Here is a 16,298-nt window from a genome sequence, read left to right as displayed (position 1 = left end):
CGCCCACCGCTGACAGTGGCGGGATCGCCATGGTTCAAAAGGATGTCGCCAAGGCGTGGCTGTCACTCATTGGGGGTGAACGTGCGCCGGTACTCGCTGGGTGTGGTGCCGAGGATGCGCTGGAAGTGCAGGCGCAGATTGGCGCCGGTGCCGAGGCCGACGTCGGCGGCGATCTGTTCGACGCCGCGCTGCGAGCGTTCCAGGAGTTCGCGGGCGAGGTCGATGCGGGCACGCATCACCCACTGCATGGGGGTGTAGCCGGTCTCGTCGACGAAGCGCCGGGAGAAGGTGCGCGGTGACACCCCGGCCTGCCGGGCGAGGGTGTCGAGGGTGAGGGCTTCGCCGAGCCGGTGCAGCGCCCATTCCCGGGTGGCGGCGAACTGCTCCCCCAACGGCTCGGGCACACTGCGCGGCACGTACTGGGCCTGGCCGCCGCTGCGGTAGGGCGCGGCGACGAGGCGGCGCGCGGCGTGGTTGGAGGCGGCGACGCCGAGGTCGCCGCGCAGGATGTGCAGGCACAGGTCGATGCCGGAGGCGGCGCCCGCGGAGGTGAGCACGCTCCCCTCGTCGACGAACAGCACGTTCTCGTCGACGCACACCTCCGGGTACCGCTCGGCGAGCGCCCGCGTGTAGTGCCAGTGCGTGGTGGCGCGCCTGCCGTCGAGCAGTCCGGTGGCGGCGAGCGCGAAGGCCCCGGTCGAGATGGCGGCGAGCCGGGCGCCCCGCTCGTGCGCCGCGAGCAGCGCCTCGACGACGGCCGCCGGCGGGTCCTCGCTGTCCGGATGCCGGTACCCGGGCACGAACACGATGTCCGCCCACGCGAGCGCTTCAAGCCCATGGGCGACGGAGTACGCGAGCCCGTCCCCGCCGGTCACGAGCCCCGGCGCGGCCCCGCACACCCGCACCTCGTACGGCATGCTCGCCCGGGTCGTGAACACCTGCGCCGGAATCCCGACATCGAGCGGCTTGGCCCCTTCGAGCACGAGGACGGCGACGCGGTGGAGAGGTGAGGACGACACGGGACGAGATTACGCGGCGGACACCATGTCGCCGGTGTCTACTGCCACTGCTCGTCCTCCCTGTGCACATCCGGGATCGGGCCGAGGAGGGTCCATCCCGAGGTCAGGGAGCGGGTGGTGCGGAAGCCGCGGTCGGCGGCGTAGGACGACACATCGGTGTCCGCGGGGGCGTGGAGGAGGGTGTAGCGCGGGGGGTCGTCGGCGTAGAAGCGGAAGAAGGTGCGGTGCTTGTCGTGCGACTGGCGGACGATCACGTCGACGCCGCCCAGCGACTCGTACCTGGCCTTGTCGCGGGCGGACGTCGGCTTGCAGGAGTCGGCGGCCCGGCCCGGTTCGCGTACGCAGATCAGGGCCAGGCTCCAGCCGATCCGTTCGGCGCGCGGGTGGACGGCGGCGAGTTCGCTCATCCGGGCGTCGGCCTCGGCGAAGGCCTCCTGCCGGTGCTCGAACCGGGCTTCGAGCGTGTCGAAGCGCCGGTCGTCGTAGCCGCTGCCGAAGTGGGTCTCGAGGACGCCGAGGACGATGACCTGCCAGGCCAGGAAGAGCGCTGTCACCACGAGCACGACGGTGAACAGGATCCGGCCCGGCGAGCACCGGCCTCGGCGACGCTCGCGCCCGAGGGCGTCAGAAGGTGCCACTGATGGGGATCTCGACGTCCGCCACCGCGATCGGCGGGGCGTACTTCCCATCGAACCGCTCATAGTGCTGCAGCGTAAACCAGTCGATGAATCCGTACTCCGTGACCTCGTCGTCGGGGTCGAGCCCGAAGTGGTCGTAGGAGTGGAACAGCAGCTTGCCGGAGAAGGTGTTGCCCTCGACCTTGTAGTCCTTCAGCCGGATCGTGTGCCCGTGGAACTGGTGGATGGCGATGGACAGGGCGCGCTGGTTGGCGTCCCAGAGCGAGAAGTCGTACACCGGGTACTGCACGCCGGTGTTCTTGAACTGCTGGTACAGCAGGTTCTTGTTGAGGTCGTCCTGGACCTGGAACTGCGCCGTCTCGCCCTTGTTGTCGGTGAGGGACTGCACGATGAGCTTCTTGGCCTGGTCGATGTACGTCTGCTCCTGCGGGGACGCGGCGACCGCGCGGGACAGCGCGCCGCCAGAGCCGACCTGCTGGAAGCGGGCGGGGTCGTAGTTGTCGTCGACGGTGACCTTGCCCGCGCTCTGCCCGTTGTGGCCGTAGCGGAAGGCGTTGCGCAGGTCGTCGACGGTCTGCTGGTTGTCGCTGTCGGCGCCCGCCTTGCCGAAGTTCATGATGTCGTTGAACTCGCCCCACATCAGGAACTCGGGCGTGATCGAGGCGTTCCAGAACGACCAGCTGATGTCGGTGAGTTCGTCCCAGTTGTAGTCGTTGAACGTGAGGTCGTCCGCGACGAGTTGGCTGGGCGGCACCTGGAAGTGGTCGGGGTCGGGCTCCTTGCGGCGGCCCTCCCGGTTGGCGGACTGGTGGATGAGCATGTCCGGCTGGTCGGAGACGAGGGGGCGCGCGTCGGAGCCGTCGCGGGTACCGTCGCCGTCGGTGTCCCGCTTCAGCGGGTTGGATGTCACCTTGGCGTAGGCCGACTGCCGCGTCCCGGCCGCCGCGCCGGTGACGACCCGGACCTCCTTGCCGTCCTCGACCGAGTCGCCGTCGGTGTCGGGGTTGTGGGGGTCGAGCGCGCCGACGGGCACGCCGTTGCCCTGGAGCAGCTTCCCGGCCCGCGCCTGCCGTTCGTCGTGGTCGCTGATGCCGTCCTTGTCGGAGTCCTTGCCGGAGCCCTTGGAGGTGGCGGACGCCGTGTGGTCGGTGTGCTGCCAGGCCCTGTCGTACGCGTGGCTGTCGAGGACGACGTACTTGGCGAGGGAGCGGGTGGTGGCGGTGATGGTGTCGCCGTCCCGCTTCTGGTCCGCGAGGGGGACGAGGCGCTGGGTCCTGTCGTCGTAGCGGTAGACGGCCGGCGCGAAGTCCTTGCCCGCGGACTTCACGGTCTTCGGGTCGAGCGTGAAGCTGAGCCTCGCCTCGCGGACGGTGCCGTCGACGGCGAACTGGTAGCCGTTCCCGACGTATCCGGGAGTGGACTTGGGGAACTCCGGTTGCCTGTCCGGCAGTTCGGTGACGGTGAACGACGACACCTGCTTGCCGCGCAGGCCCTTGATGGTGGCCGACGCCGTGGTGGCGCCGCCGTCGGCGGACCGTGTCACGTCGAACGCGGACTCCTTGGCGCGCGGGTCCGAGCCGATCCGGACCTCCTGGCCGTCCGCCACGCCGTCGCCGTCGGTGTCCGCCTCGACCGGGCTGGTGTGCCGGGCGAGTTCCTTGCCGTCGGCGAGGCCGTCCATGTCGGTGTCCGCCCGCACGGGCGAGGTCTTGAGCCGCACCTCGCGAGCGCTCGACACCTTGTCGCCGTCCGGGTCGGCCTGGCCGTCGTCGACGCCGTCGCCGTCGCTGTCCTTCTTCAACGGGTCGCTGCGGTTGCCGAGTTCGACGAAGTCGGTCAGCCCGTCGTGGTCGGTGTCCCGCTGCTTCGGGTCGAGCTTGGCGCGCTGCTCCATGTCGTCGGGGAGGCCGTCGCCGTCGGTGTCCTTGGTGGGGCGTGCGCCGTCCTTCGCGAAGGTGGTCCAGGACGGGGTGTGCGCGGTTCCGTCGGACTGGGCGCGATACCAGAGCGTAGAGGTCTCGCCGGCCTCGATGACCTTGTTGTCCCCGGAGTTCTCGATGGTGGTGCGGTCGCCCTGCCGGGCGTCCAGCTTCGCCGCGCCGGTCTCCGTGACCTTGTCGGCGAGTTCGAAGGTCAGGGCCCAGTCGGAGATCTTCTTCTCGGAGACGTTCTTGATCTGCACCTGGGCGACGTAGGAGCCCTCCGGCGCCTTCCCGCGCAGCGCGCGCGGCACCTTGTCCCACTGCGGGTCGTCGGTCGCGAGCTGCCGGAACGAGACGTCGACGGTGTCGTCCCGGTAGATCGTCTTCGCCTGCTCGGCGCTGCTGTCGTCGTTGCCTGCGAGCGCGGGCGTCGCCGCTCCCGCCAGGAGTAAGAGGGCGCCGATTGGCATGGTGACGCGTCTGTACATGGTGCCTCCCCCGTATTGAGAGTTACCTGTCGTCGCGAAGCAGCCCGTGTGTCACGGCTGTTCACGGGTCGAGGCAGAAGCTAGCAGGGGCGGGCGTGGGATTTCCGGCCAATCCGGCGGGGCTGGTGGGGAGCGTTGGTTTCGCGCCAACTTCCGTTTGTGGCGGGTCAGTTGAAGAATTGTGCATCCTTCGTGGCGACCGGGCCCGGGTGGATGCCGCCGCCCGATCCGGGGCCGTTGCCGATGGACTCGTATCCGGCGCAGAGGCCCAGGGCGTCGCAGTGCCAGATGTCGACGGCCGCGCCGCCCCGGGCGTGTGTCGGCCGGGTCAGTGTCGCCGCACCAGGGGGAACGGAAGGGTCTCGCGGATGGTGCGGCCGGTGAGGAACATGATGAGGCGGTCGACGCCGATGCCGAGGCCGCCGGTGGGTGGCATCGCGTATTCGAGGGCGTCGAGGAAGTCCTCGTCGAGTTCCATGGCCTCGGGGTCTCCCCCGGCCGCGAGGAGCGACTGCGCGGTGAGGCGGCGACGCTGTTCGACGGGGTCGGTCAACTCGCTGTAGGCGGTGCCGAGTTCCGTGCCGAAGGCGACGAGGTCCCAGCGTTCGGCGAGGCGGGCGTCGCCTCGGTGCTGCCGGGTCAGGGGCGAGACGTCGGTCGGGAAGTCCTTGTAGAAGGTGGGGAGTTCGGTCTTCTTCTCGACGAGCCGTTCGTACATTTCAAGGACGACATCGCCGCGCGTGTCGTCCGGATCGCAGGGTACGTCGGCCTGCGCGCAGAGGCTGAGGAGGCGGGGCAGTTCGGTGTCCGCGTCGACCTGTTCGCCGAGCGCCTCGGAGATGGCTCCGTAGACGGTCTTCACGGGCCAGGGCCCCGAGATGTCGTGCTCGACGCCGTCCTTGCGGGCGACGGGCGCGCCGAACGCGGCGACGGCCGCGCCCTGGATCAGCTCGCGGGTGAGGTCGAGCATGACGTCGTAGTCGGCGTGCGCCTGGTAGGCCTCCAGCATCGTGAACTCGGGGTTGTGCTTGAAGGAGACGCCCTCGTTGCGGAAGGTGCGGCCCATCTCGAAGACCCTCTCCATCCCGCCGACGCACAGCCGCTTGAGGTACAGCTCGGGCGCGATGCGCAGGTACAGGTCGAGGTCGTAGGCGTTGATGTGGGTGGTGAACGGGCGGGCGTTGGCGCCGCCGTGGATCTGCTGGAGCATCGGTGTCTCGACCTCCAGGTAGCCGCGCTCGAGCAGTCCCTGGCGCAGCGCCTGGACGGCCACGGAGCGGGCGCGCACCACGTCGCGGGTGTCGGGGCTGGTGACGAGGTCGAGGTAGCGGCGCCTGACCTTCGTCTCGGGGTCGGCGAGCCCGTGCCACTTGTCCGGCAGCGGGCGCAGGCACTTGCCGGTAAGGGTCCAGCCGGTGACGAAGACGGTGACCTCGCCGCTGTCGCTTGCGCCGACCTCGCCGGTGACGGTGACGTGGTCGCCGATGTCGGTGTCGGAGGTGAAGGTGTCGATCAGGTGCTGTCCGGCGCGGTCGCGGGCGAGGGCGAGCTGTCGGTCGCCCGACCAGTCGCGCAGCACGGCGAAGACGATGCCGCCGAAGTCCCGTACGAACATCAACCGGCCCGCAACGGTGACCTGTTGGCCGTTCAGGGCGGCGGTGATCCCGTCGAGCGTGTGCGTGGGCGCGGTGTCGGCCACGGGGTAGGGGTCGGCCCCCTCGGCGAGCAGCCGGTCGAGCTTGCGGTGGCGGACGCGTACCTGCTCCGGCTGCCGCGCCGCCCCGCCCTGTTCGCCGGGCTCGTCCGGGGCCAGGCGCAGGGACTCGATGGGCGGCAGGTGTGCGGTGGTGGCGGGGGCGGCGACGGCCGGGGCGTCGGTGTGTCCCCTGCCCCACAGGCGGCGCAGCGAGGGTACGGAGACGAAGCCCTCGGCGATGCCGGACGCGAGGCTGATCCGGGCGAGCGCGGCGGCGTCGGCGTAGCAGATGAAGCGGGGGTACCAGTCGGGGCGGTACTTGGCGTTGGCGCGGTACAGGCTCTCCAGCTGCCACCACCGGGAGGAGAGGAGCAGCAACTTGCGCCACAGTCGCAGGACGGGGCCCGCGCCGATGCGGGCGCCTTCCTCGAACGCGGAGCGGAACACGGCGAAGTTGAGGGAGATCCGGCGGACGCCGAACCGGGAGGCATGTTCGCAGAGTTCGGCGACCATGAACTCGGTGACCCCGTTGGGTGCGCTGCGGTCGCGGCGCATGAGGTCGAGGGAGACACCGTCCTTGCCCCACGGCACGAAGGACAGCAGTGCCAGCAGCCGGCCGTCGGCGCCGAGCGCCTCGACGAGCAGGCAGTCGCCGTCGAGGGGGTCGCCGAGGCGGTCGAGTGCCATGGAGAATCCGCGTTCGGTCTCGGTGTCGCGCCAGGCGTCGGCCCTGTCGACGACGTCCCGCATCTCGGCCTCGCCGAGGCCGGAGTGGCGGCGTACGCGGCAGGTGGCGCCACTGCGGCGTACGCGGCCGACGGCCTGCCGGGTGACCCGCATGTCGTGGCGTTCCAGGTCGAAGTCGGCGACGTGGACGATGGCCTCGTCGCCGAGTTGCAGGGCGCCGAGACCGGCCCGCGCGAACGCGGTCGCCCCGTCCTCGGACGCGCCCATCACGGCGGGGGTCCAGCCGTAGCCGTGCGCCACGTCCAGCCATGCGGCGATGGCGTGCGGCCAGGCCTCCCGGTCCCCGACGGGGTCACCGCTGGCGAGACACACCCCCGCTTCGACGCGGTAGGTGACGGCGGCCTTGCCGCTGGGCGAGAACACCACCGCCTTGTCGCGGCGGGTGGCGAAGTAGCCCAGGGAGTCCCGCGCGCCGTAGGCACCGAGGAGATGGCGCAGGCGGGGTTCCTCGTCGCCGTGCAGGGCCGCCTCCATGCGCTGCGAGCGGAACAGGACGGCGCAGGCGTTGAGGAGGACGAGGGCGCCGAGGAGTCCGAGCAGGAAGGCGAGCGGCCGGGGCGCCGCGCCGTCGTAGTGGCTCGCCGACACGAGACCGCCGCACACCTTGTCGGCCGCCCACAGCAGCCGCTGGTCCCCCGGAAGTGTGCCGGGGAACAGCGCGACGAGGCCCCATCCGACGAGGACCGCCGCGACGAGCCCGAGCAGCAGCGCCGACAGGGCGCGGCGCAGCGAGCCGTGCCGGGTCCGCGCGGAGAACTCGCGGCGCGCGGGCAGCAGGACGACGAGGACGATGGCGCACACGATCAGCGAGGGCAGCGAGTCCGCGAAGAGGCCGACGAACACACCGAGCACGTCCACCAGGACGAGCAGGCCGAGGTAGACCACGACCAGCCACCAGGCGACCTTCTTGCGGGCCGCGGTCGCGCCGGCGAGCAGCAGGAGGAACGCGGCGTAGGCCAGGTTGGCGCTGACGGGGACGGTGAGCGTGTCCAGGAAGTTCGTGACCGGGCGCAGGAGTCGGCGCAGGGGTGCGACGACCGCGATCACCGCGCAGTAGACCGCGACGACGGCGAAGGCGGTCGATACGGCCTTCGGCACCTTCCGCGTCCACCGCGCGGAGGTGTCGCCCTGGGGCGGCGCGGTGGTGGGTGGCTCGGTCGACACGCTGGTGACCATGGGGTGGTCCCTTCCGTTCCGTTACCTCGGCTCCCGGTCCGCCGCGCGCGGCGGTTCCTCGGGGGCCTGGTTGTGCTTGCCGGCGAGCAGTTCCTGGAGGGCGACCTTCTTCCGGTTGACGGGTGTCCACCAGCGGGCCTCGCGCCTGCGTGCGGCGACGTCCTTGCGGGATCCAGGGGCGTAACGCGACCGCCCCCACGGGGAGTTGGGTCGGGCGAGGCGGATGGCTCCCACGACGAGGAACACGTTGACGAACACGCCGAACAGGCCGGTCCACAGCTTGCCCTTGAGGAGGGTGACGACGGCGAGCGAGGCCTGGAGCAGCCAGCAGACGACGGTGACGGCCAGGGCCGTGCCGTCGCCGACCTCGCGTCCGGCGGTGATGAGCGGGGCGGGGCGGAAGCCGAGGAGCATCAGGCTGATGGCGGCGACGGCGACGAAGATGGCCTCGACGGAGGCGCGTCCCTCGCGCTGCCAGTACACGTCCCGCAGGTGCAGGATGAGCGCGAACTCGTCGAGCACCAGGGCCGCTCCGACGCCGAAGAGGACGGCCAGGACCGACTGCACGGTCAGGGACGGGCTGCGTACGGCCACCAGGCCCACGCCGCCGAGCAGCATGAATCCCACGCCGAACACCACGTGGTGGATGTGCAGGCCGCCGGGTGTCACGTTGCCGGGCCACCAGCGGACCTGCGCGCGGATCATGCGCACGCTGAAGCGGATGAAACCGAACGTGGCGATGAACGCCACGAGGAGGCAGAACAGCGGGAGCTGGCCCTGGTCGACGATCTCGCGCGTGAACCATGTGCCCATGGCAGGTCACCCGATCCCCTGGCGATCGGGGACCGCGGCGAAGCGGCGCCGCTCGGGCTCGGGGAAGGCGTGCTCGACGTGCTCCTCCAGGCGTTCCCGGTAGCCGGTCACCACCGGGCGTCGGTCGGGCGGGGCGAGGGCTTCGAGGTCGTGCAGGAGGGCGGCGAAGCGGCGGGTCACCTGCGGGGCGGGGCCGCAGTGCACCAGCATCTCCTCGCAGCCCAGAACCACCAGGTCGTCCCACGTGGGCGCGCGTTCGACCAGCCGCACCGCACCGGTCCTGTCGCGGTACTCGATGTCACCCCACGGGACCCGTGCGCAGGCGGTGAGGACGACCTGGATGCGGTCGAGCACCTGCACGGCCGTGGTGGGGTCGTTGACCGAGTTCGACAGGGCGCGCAGTCCGATGTCGACGAGTTGCCGGAGCCCGAAGGCGACGTCCTCCACGGATCCGCGTTCGCTGCCGGTGCGGATGTGCCGCCGGAAGTGCCCCGGCCGCCGCACCGGTCGGTCCCCCGTCTCGTACACGACGTACAGGGGACTGCCCGGTACGAGATAGTCACCGGTCCTGGCCAGCAGCCGCAGCCCGCACTTGTTCCTGGCCGCGTCCCTGACCAGGGCCTTCCGGTGCAGCCCGATCAGCACGCCGGGCTGCCCGGCATGACACACCTCGTGCTCGACGCCCCGCCACTCATCCCCCGCCGGCTCCCGCGTCCTGCTCAGCGCCCGCACCACATGCACGCTCTTGAGCGTCTCCCGCATGAGCAGGTCGACGACCTCGGTCAGCCGCATGAGGCGCAGGGTGTGCTGCACGTACGCGATGAACGCGAGGACGCAGCAGGCCACGAGCACCATCGTGGAGAACCCGGACAGAAAAGGAACGAATTCGTTCTCCCGCCCCTTCTTGTCCTCCACGTGCAGGGACAGATAACGCACCACGAGCGTGTAGAAGAAGGTTCCGAGAAACAGCGCGAGGGCCGTTTTCGTCACACGGCTCTGCATGAAGAGCCGCACGACGCGCGGCGTGAGATTCTCGGCGGCCATCTGCACCGCCACCAGCGTCAGGGAGAACACCACGCCGATGAAGGTGAGCATCGGCGGCCCGACCGATTCGATGACCGCCCTGCTCGGATCGCGGAACGCCTGGAAATCCGGATCGTCCGCGAGCCACGCCGAGGAGGAAAGGGCCTGATCCACGCCCGTAGTGATGACACCCCACACACCACCCGCGACAAATCCCAGCAGCGGCACGAGCAGAGAGAACCGCGGCACACGGGACGTGGCATTGCGCCGCCATCTCTGCGGCCTCATCGCGCGCCACCCGCCCGGTGCGCCCACGCGCATTCAGGAAACCGCAAGAACCTTCCCTTCTCGGAATTTCCCCGGGTCCGAGAAAGCTATCGCGGCCAAGATCACCCCGCACATCGGAGTTATGCGCGCACCGCCTGCGAAAGCGCCTCGACGGTGACGTCCACGACGGATTTGAGCTGGGGCGGGGTCGCGCCCGCGCGGCTCATGACGGCGAGCGACTGGTTGACGGCCGCGGCGTGGACGGCGAAGGACTCGGCGCGCTCGTCGGTCAGGAGGCCGGTGTCCAGGGCGGCGCGCAGGCGTCGGAGCTGGAGGCCGAGGGCCTGCTCGGTGTGCGCGGCGATCTTCTCGCTGAGTACGGGGATCGCCATGGCCGACTGGGCGATCAGGCAGCCGTCGGGCAGGTCGGGGTCGGCGATGCGGTCGAGGGTGACGTCGAAGAACGCGCGCAGGGCGGCGACGGGGTCGGGGGCCGCCGCTGCGAGGGCGGCGTCGTACTTCTCGCCGTAGCGAGCGGAGTAGCGGTCCAGGCAGCGCAGGAAGAGGGCGTCCTTGTCGCCGAGGGACGAGTAGATGGAGCTGCGGTTGAGGCCCGTCGCTCGGGACAGGTCGTCCAGCGAGGTGTCGGCGTGGCCGGCACGCCAGAACTGGAGCATGGCGGCGTCGAGCGCCGCGTCCATGTCGAACTGCTTCTTGCCTGCCACGGGCTGCTTCCTCGTCGATGTCTCGATGGTCCGGCGCGTCCGGACGGTGTCGTCCCGCTCCCCATTCTATCTTGAACCGATCAGTTCAAGATGTGTTAGCTTGCGAAGGAACCTCACACCTCACATCGACGGAGGAACCCGTGACCGGACCCGTCCCCGACGACCTACCCCAGCACCACCTGGCCGGATTCACGCACCGCTGGATCGACACGGACGGGCCACGGCTGCACGCCGTGGAGGGCGGACGGGCCGACGGGCCGGTCGTCGTCCTGCTGGCCGGGTTTCCGCAGACCTGGTGGGCGTGGCGCAAGGTGATGCCCGGCCTCACGGACCGGTTCCGTGTCATCGCCGTCGACCTGCCGGGACAGGGCCACTCCGAACGCCCGGAGGGCAGCTACGACACGCATACCGTCGCCGCGTACGTCCACACCGCCGTGCAGGGGCTCGGCGTGTCGACGTACTCCCTGGTCGCCCACGACATCGGCGCGTGGGTGGCCTTCTCCCTCGCCCTCGCGTTCGAGAGCGACCTGCACGGGGTGGCGCTGCTCGACGCCGGCATCCCCGGCATCACACTCCCGGAGTCGATCCCGACCGACCCGAAGCGCGCGTGGAAGACGTGGCACTTCGCTTTCCACACGGTGCCCGAGTTGCCGGAGAAGCTGCTCGCGGGGCGTGAGGGTGCGTACGTGGACTGGTTCCTGAAGGCGAAGGCGCTGGCGCCCGATACGTTCGACGCCGCAGAGGTCGACCACTACGCGGCGTCCCTCACCGCGGACGGCGGGCTGCGGGCCTCCCTCGCGTACTACCGCGACGCGGAGGAGTCGGCGCGCAGGAACCGTGAGGCACTGGAGCTCCGCCACCTCACCGTGCCGGTCCTCGGTGTCTCCAGCAGCCACGGTTCCGTCCCGGACATGGCCGCCTCCCTCGCCCCGTGGGCCGACCGCACCACCGGAATCGTGGTCCCCGACGCCGGCCACTTCATCCCCGACGAGCAGCCGGCGGCCGTGACCGCGGCGATCACGGCCTTCGTGTCCGAGCACGCCACCTCGGAGCAGGTCACGGGCCGCTCGTAGGCGGACGCGCCCTCAACGCCCCGTCACCAACAGCCAGATCCCCACACCCGCGAACAGTGCGCCACCCGCGAGGAGTGCCACCACCTCGCCGATCCGCCTCCCTGCGAGGTCGATGCGTGCGGTGCGCGGGGCGTCGGGGAGGTAGCGGACCGGGACGTCGCGTCCGACGGGAAGGTTCTTCACGCCGGACGAACCGGCCTGGAAGGTGTGTCGGGCGCCGCACGCGTCGGCGTATTCGACGATGGCGTAGAAGACCGGACCGCCTTCGCGGCCTCCGGTGCTCCGGTGGTGGCGGACCACCACCCCTGCGGCGCGGGCGCCTTCACGCTGGAGGCGGCTCTGCAGGACCGCCTCCCGGACACCGCAACCGAATACGGCGAGGCCCGCCACGAGCGTCGGCACGCCGCAGTTCCGCGAGCCGGGCGATGGCTCCAAAGGCTGCCCCGTGACTGTCGGTTGTCACCGGTCGGCGGCGCCCAGATCCCGGATGTACCAGTCGAAGCGTGTGCCGTCCTTGCTGTGCGTCGGCCTGCCCGGCGTGAACCCCGCGCGCTGCGCGACCGCGGCAGACGCGGGATTCCCCGGCTCCACCTGGATCACCGCCTCCGCCCCGCCCTCACTGGCCGCGTACTGGGATGCCAACAGAACCGCGCGGGTGGCCAGGCCGCGCCCGCGCCACGACGGATAGAGGCCGTAGGCGACATTCACCTGGCCGGGCGCCAGACCTTCTCCTGCGAACCGCAAGTCGATCGTGCCCGCGAGCACTTCGTCGGCACCCGTCCGGATGCCGAACGCGCGGAGCGGGCCGGCGGTGTCCCACTGCTCCCGGCAGTGCCGAAAGTAGGCTTCGACGCCCTCCCGTGTGCCGGGACCGCCGTTGAGCCAGCGAACGAGCAGCTCGTCCTCCCCCGCAAGGTGTGCCTCGACATCACCCAGGCGCAGGGGGGACAGAGTGATGATCCCGTCGGACAGCTTCACTTCATGCATCAGGCGATTCTTGACGCCGGAGCCGCGCCGCACCATCGGATTGCGTCCCGCATTTCGACGACGACCGCGGATCCTTCGACCGGATCACGCGGACGACGTCCGGCCGCCTCGAACGACACCGCCTAGCGCAACGCCGCGTGGACCAGACCCTCCAGCGCCTCGCAGGGCACCCCTCCGCCGTTCACGAGGCGGTCGAAGACGAGACCGTCGAGGCAGGTGAGCAGCGTGTGCGTACGGGTGTCGGCATCCCGGACGCCGTGATGGGCGAGGAAGTCGCGGACTGCCTCGCGGCCCGCGTTCTCGCGGGGCACCAGGATCTCGCGCAGCTCCGGATCCCGGACGCTCTCGACGGCACACGCATGCCGGGCGAGCGAGCGGCGGCGGCCCTCGCCGGTGAGGCGCTGTCGGGTCAGGGTCAGCATCCCGTCCACCAACTCCTCCGCCGTACGCAGCGGTGGAAGCGCCGCGGCCGTCGACTCCAGCTCCTGCTGGTCGAGTTGGACCAGGCGGGAGACGAGCGCGGTGAGCAGCGCGGCACGGGTGCGGAAGTAGGCGGAGGTGGTGCCGGGCGGCAGGTCCGCCCTGCGGTCGACGGCGCGGTGGGTCAGGCCGCGCATCCCCTCGTCGGCGAGGACGTCGAGGGCCGTGTCCGCGAGGAGGGTGCGCCGTTCCGAGACCATGACCCCTTTCTACACCCGTAGAGGGTTGGGGGTAGGGTCGGCCTTCGCAGACAGGTTTCTACAGGTGTAGAAGGCGAGGGGGTTCGGCATGGGGCATAGGGCCGTGGTGGTCGGTGGCGGGATCGGCGGGCTGGCCGCCGCCATCGGGCTGCATCGCGTCGGCTGGGACGTGACGGTCCTCGAGCGCGCGGACACGCTCGACGACGCCGGGGCGGGCATCTCTCTGGCGGCCAACGGCATCCGCTCCCTCGACGAACTCGGCGTCGGCGGGCCGGTACGGGAGGCGTCGCGCGGTCAGTACAGCGGTGGTACGCGGACACCTGGGGGCGGCCGCCTCTCCCGCCTGGACGGATTCGTGCTCGAAAGGGCCGTGGGCACGCCGATCATGGGCATCCCGCGTGCCACGTTGCACCGGTTGCTGCGCGAGGCGCTGCCTACCGGGGCGTTGACGAGCGGCGTCGAGGTGGAGGCCGTCGACGAGGACGGGCCCGGCGGCGTACGCGTCCGCCACGGGGGCGGTCACCTCGACGCCGATCTCGTCGTCGCGGCCGACGGCATCGGCAGCTCCGTGCGGCGTCGGCTCTTCCCCGGCCACCCCGGCCCGGCCTACAGCGGCTCGACCGTGCTGCGCGCCCTCACCGCCCAACCGGTGGGCCTCGGCGCCGACTTCGAGCTGACCTGGGGCCGCGGCGAGGAGTTCGGGCACATCGCCTTCCGGGACGGACGGGCGGAGTGGCACGCCGTGCTCAACCTGTCGGCGGGAACCCGTTTCGCCGACCCGCTCGCCGAGATGCGGCGCCGCTTCGGCGACTGGCACGAGCCGATCCCCGCCCTGCTCGACGCGACACGGCCGCAGGACGTACTCCATCACGACGTGTACGAACTCCGTTCCCCGCTCCCGTCGTTCAGCGTGGGCCGTGTCGCGCTGCTCGGCGACGCGGCCCACGCGATGACACCCAACCTGGGGCAGGGCGCCTGCCAGGCACTGGAGGACGCGGTCACCCTGGCCGCCGCCCTCGGCGCCGAGCCCACGGTCGAGGCGGCGCTCGTCCGCTACGACGTCGAGCGTCGTCCGCGCAGCCAGGCCGTCGCCCGGGCGGCGCGGCAGGCGGGTGCGATGGGGCAGCAGTTGGCGCACCCGCTGGGCGTCGCGCTGCGGAACACGGCGATGCGGCTCACCCCGTCGCGCGTCTCCACGCGGATGATCCTGCGCCACCACGCCTGGACCCCGCCGCCGCTCAACTGAACCGTTCCGCACGCCTACTTGCTCTGCAGGACGCGCGCCACGCGCGGGCCGAGCCACCGCTTCAGGTTGCGCAGCGCCTGGGTGTGCTCGACCGCGCGGTCCATCCGGTAGTAGAGCTGCGGCGGCACGTACGGCAGCAGCGGCGAGTGCCGCTGGCCGAGCAGGGCGAACATCTGGTGCGGTTCCAGGTGGATGTAGCGCGTCAGGTTCTCGTACCAGTGGGCGCTGTGCCGGGCGCCGCTCTGCACAGGCAGCAACTCCCGCCTGCGCACCCGCTCGTAGCGGCCGAGCGCGGCCGGGAGCGATCCCGGCTCGCTCAGGGCGTCGGCCAGCGCCATGGCGTCCTGCATGGCGAGGGTGGTTCCGGCGCCGATGGAGTAGTGCGTGGTGTGGGCGGCGTCGCCGAGCAGCACCAGGTTGTCGCGGGACCAGACCCGGTTGGTGACGGTGCGGAACCGCTGCCACTGGGAGGGCCCGTCGGTGTCGGTGCGGCCGATGAGCGGGTGTCCTTCGAGCACGTCGACGAAGAGGCCCTCCAGGAGCTTCAGGGCGACGGAGCGCTCCATGGTGTCGAGGCCGAGGCCGGTCCAGGTGGCGGGGGAACATTCGACGATGCAGGTGCTGTGCGTGCCGTCGAACCCGTAGGCGTAGCACCAGAGCCAGCCGTGGTCGGTCTCGACGAAGGCGAAGGTGAAGGAGCGGAACACCCGTGTGGTGCCGAGCCAGATGAACCGGTTGTTCCCCAGGGCGACCTGCGTGCCGAAGTGTTCCTTGTGCCGCTCGCGCAGGGTGCTGCGGGAGCCGTCGCCCGCGACGATCAGGTCGGCGTCGAGATCCGTGTCGGCGTCCGGGGCCGGCTGCCCGAAGCGGACGTCGACGCCGAGCGATGTCGCGCGCTCGGCGAGGAGTTCGAGGAGGCGGTGGCGGCCGACGGCGTAGCCCTCGTCGCCGTGATGGGTGGTGACCCGGTCGCGGACGTGCGCCACGCCGTCGCGCCAGCGCACCGAGTGCTGCTCGATGGCGCGCGCGGACACCTCGTCGTGCTCGGCGAGCAGGGCGAGCATGTCGGGCCAGTAGGTGACACCCCAGCCGTAGGTCGAGCCTGCCGGGTTCTTCTCGTACACGGTGATGTCCCGGCCGCCGTCCCGCAGTTTCAGCAGGATCGACAGGTACAGGGACGCGGGTCCCCCGCCGGCGCAGACCACCTTCATGCGTGCTCATTTCTGCCGCGGACGCGGCGCTGTCTCGCAGTTGTCGCGGCCGGACCGGTGCGGCCCGGACCATGAATGTCCGGAATGTACCGGGCGGCTCTCACCCATTGAGGCTGAATTCTTGGTGTTTTGACGATCTATCCGTGTATGAACCGTGACCGGGGGTGCCCCTCGCCGTTGAATGAGCCGACGGCTGCGACCACGCGGCCGCATCTGCAGATCAAAAGGAGAACGTGATGTCTCGCATCGCGAAGGCAACCGCTGTCGCATTCGGCACGGGCGCCGTTGTGCTCAGTGGTGCCGGTCTGGCCATGGCCGACGCGGGCGCTCAGGGCGCGGCCAGCAACTCGCCCGGCGTCCTGTCGGGCAACCTGGTCCAGGTTCCGATCCACATCCCGGTCAACGTGTGCGGCAACACCGTCAACGTCATCGGCGCGCTGAACCCGGCCTTCGGGAACGCCTGCACGAACGGTGACGGCGGCCACGACGACGACGGCAACGGCGGCGGTGGCTACGGCGACGACGCCGGCTACGGCTACGGCGGCTGACCCTCGCCACACCCTGACGACGGCCCCCGGCACACGATG

Annotated in this window: 14 protein-coding genes; 3 read left to right on the top strand and 11 right to left on the bottom strand. The window is 70.8% G+C overall.

What is annotated here, in order from left to right; translation table 11 throughout:
- Positions 1-62 precede the first annotated feature (62 nt).
- From ACTWJ8_RS35425 to ACTWJ8_RS35395, 7 genes are all read right to left on the bottom strand, one after another.
- A complete protein-coding gene (locus ACTWJ8_RS35425) occupies positions 63-1,019 on the bottom strand; it encodes a GlxA family transcriptional regulator (protein WP_443261603.1) in 957 nt (318 codons plus the stop codon).
- A 38-nt stretch (positions 1,020-1,057) separates the two neighbouring features.
- Positions 1,058-1,576, bottom strand: a complete 519-nt coding sequence (locus tag ACTWJ8_RS35420; RefSeq protein WP_443261602.1) for a hypothetical protein — start codon at positions 1,574-1,576, stop codon at positions 1,058-1,060.
- A gap of 67 nt (positions 1,577-1,643) precedes the next feature.
- On the bottom strand, positions 1,644-4,049 hold the full coding sequence (locus ACTWJ8_RS35415) for a DUF3289 family protein (RefSeq protein ID WP_443261601.1): 2,406 nt from the start codon (positions 4,047-4,049) through the stop codon (positions 1,644-1,646).
- 346 nt (positions 4,050-4,395) lie between these two features.
- A complete protein-coding gene (gene lysX / locus ACTWJ8_RS35410) occupies positions 4,396-7,686 on the bottom strand; it encodes a bifunctional lysylphosphatidylglycerol synthetase/lysine--tRNA ligase LysX (protein WP_443261600.1) in 3,291 nt (1,096 codons plus the stop codon).
- 21 nt (positions 7,687-7,707) lie between these two features.
- Positions 7,708-8,499 (bottom strand): hypothetical protein, encoded by a 792-nt coding sequence (locus ACTWJ8_RS35405; RefSeq protein ID WP_356373184.1) that lies wholly within the window; start codon positions 8,497-8,499, stop codon positions 7,708-7,710.
- Positions 8,500-8,505: 6 nt separating this feature from the next.
- Positions 8,506-9,810: a DUF2254 domain-containing protein gene (locus ACTWJ8_RS35400; RefSeq protein WP_443261599.1), complete on the bottom strand. Its 1,305-nt coding sequence runs from the start codon at positions 9,808-9,810 to the stop codon at positions 8,506-8,508.
- Between the two features lie 119 nt (positions 9,811-9,929).
- On the bottom strand, positions 9,930-10,514 hold the full coding sequence (locus ACTWJ8_RS35395) for a TetR/AcrR family transcriptional regulator (RefSeq protein WP_443261598.1): 585 nt from the start codon (positions 10,512-10,514) through the stop codon (positions 9,930-9,932).
- Between the two features lie 140 nt (positions 10,515-10,654).
- Between ACTWJ8_RS35395 and ACTWJ8_RS35390 the strand changes: the two genes are divergently transcribed.
- Positions 10,655-11,587 (top strand): alpha/beta fold hydrolase, encoded by a 933-nt coding sequence (locus ACTWJ8_RS35390; RefSeq protein WP_443261597.1) that lies wholly within the window; start codon positions 10,655-10,657, stop codon positions 11,585-11,587.
- A gap of 12 nt (positions 11,588-11,599) precedes the next feature.
- Here the strand turns inward: ACTWJ8_RS35390 and ACTWJ8_RS35385 are convergent, their stop codons facing one another.
- The 3 genes from ACTWJ8_RS35385 to ACTWJ8_RS35375 all read right to left on the bottom strand — a co-directional run bounded on the left by ACTWJ8_RS35385 (position 11,600) and on the right by ACTWJ8_RS35375 (position 13,254).
- Positions 11,600-11,989, bottom strand: coding sequence for a DUF3592 domain-containing protein (locus tag ACTWJ8_RS35385; RefSeq protein WP_443261596.1), 390 nt, complete (start codon positions 11,987-11,989; stop codon positions 11,600-11,602).
- 57 nt (positions 11,990-12,046) lie between these two features.
- A complete protein-coding gene (locus tag ACTWJ8_RS35380; RefSeq protein WP_443261595.1) occupies positions 12,047-12,574 on the bottom strand; it encodes a GNAT family N-acetyltransferase in 528 nt (175 codons plus the stop codon).
- Between the two features lie 122 nt (positions 12,575-12,696).
- Positions 12,697-13,254: a TetR/AcrR family transcriptional regulator gene (locus ACTWJ8_RS35375; RefSeq protein WP_443261593.1), complete on the bottom strand. Its 558-nt coding sequence runs from the start codon at positions 13,252-13,254 to the stop codon at positions 12,697-12,699.
- Positions 13,255-13,342: 88 nt separating this feature from the next.
- Here ACTWJ8_RS35375 and ACTWJ8_RS35370 point away from each other — a divergent pair, with 88 nt between their 5' ends.
- Entirely contained in the window at positions 13,343-14,500 is a 1,158-nt protein-coding gene (locus ACTWJ8_RS35370; RefSeq protein WP_443261591.1) for an FAD-dependent monooxygenase, read from the top strand.
- A gap of 14 nt (positions 14,501-14,514) precedes the next feature.
- Here ACTWJ8_RS35370 and ACTWJ8_RS35365 read toward each other — a convergent pair whose 3' ends face one another.
- Entirely contained in the window at positions 14,515-15,711 is a 1,197-nt protein-coding gene (locus tag ACTWJ8_RS35365) for an FAD-dependent monooxygenase (RefSeq protein WP_443261590.1), read from the bottom strand.
- 236 nt (positions 15,712-15,947) lie between these two features.
- Here ACTWJ8_RS35365 and ACTWJ8_RS35360 point away from each other — a divergent pair, with 236 nt between their 5' ends.
- Positions 15,948-16,259, top strand: a complete 312-nt coding sequence (locus ACTWJ8_RS35360) for a chaplin (protein ID WP_356373193.1) — start codon at positions 15,948-15,950, stop codon at positions 16,257-16,259.
- Positions 16,260-16,298 lie beyond the last annotated feature (39 nt).

The sequence above is a fragment of the Streptomyces sp. SDT5-1 genome, from assembly GCF_052245995.1.
GTDB lineage: Bacteria > Actinomycetota > Actinomycetes > Streptomycetales > Streptomycetaceae > Streptomyces.
Note: the sequence above shows the minus strand (reverse complement) of the source record. Positions and strands in the feature narration are given on the sequence as shown.

What these genes read in the sequence shown, in the direction of transcription:
- lysX (WP_443261600.1), bottom strand. Translation starts at nt 7,686, where the DNA reads ATGGTCACCAGCGTGTCGACCGAGCCACCCACCACCGCGCCGCCCCAG.
- ACTWJ8_RS35375 (WP_443261593.1), bottom strand. Translation starts at nt 13,254, where the DNA reads ATGGTCTCGGAACGGCGCACCCTCCTCGCGGACACGGCCCTCGACGTC.
- ACTWJ8_RS35405 (WP_356373184.1), bottom strand. Translation starts at nt 8,499, where the DNA reads ATGGGCACATGGTTCACGCGCGAGATCGTCGACCAGGGCCAGCTCCCG.
- ACTWJ8_RS35370 (WP_443261591.1), top strand. Translation starts at nt 13,343, where the DNA reads ATGGGGCATAGGGCCGTGGTGGTCGGTGGCGGGATCGGCGGGCTGGCC.
- ACTWJ8_RS35360 (WP_356373193.1), top strand. Translation starts at nt 15,948, where the DNA reads ATGTCTCGCATCGCGAAGGCAACCGCTGTCGCATTCGGCACGGGCGCC.
- ACTWJ8_RS35400 (WP_443261599.1), bottom strand. Translation starts at nt 9,810, where the DNA reads ATGAGGCCGCAGAGATGGCGGCGCAATGCCACGTCCCGTGTGCCGCGG.
- ACTWJ8_RS35380 (WP_443261595.1), bottom strand. Translation starts at nt 12,574, where the DNA reads ATGCATGAAGTGAAGCTGTCCGACGGGATCATCACTCTGTCCCCCCTG.
- ACTWJ8_RS35365 (WP_443261590.1), bottom strand. Translation starts at nt 15,711, where the DNA reads ATGAAGGTGGTCTGCGCCGGCGGGGGACCCGCGTCCCTGTACCTGTCG.
- ACTWJ8_RS35415 (WP_443261601.1), bottom strand. Translation starts at nt 4,049, where the DNA reads ATGCCAATCGGCGCCCTCTTACTCCTGGCGGGAGCGGCGACGCCCGCG.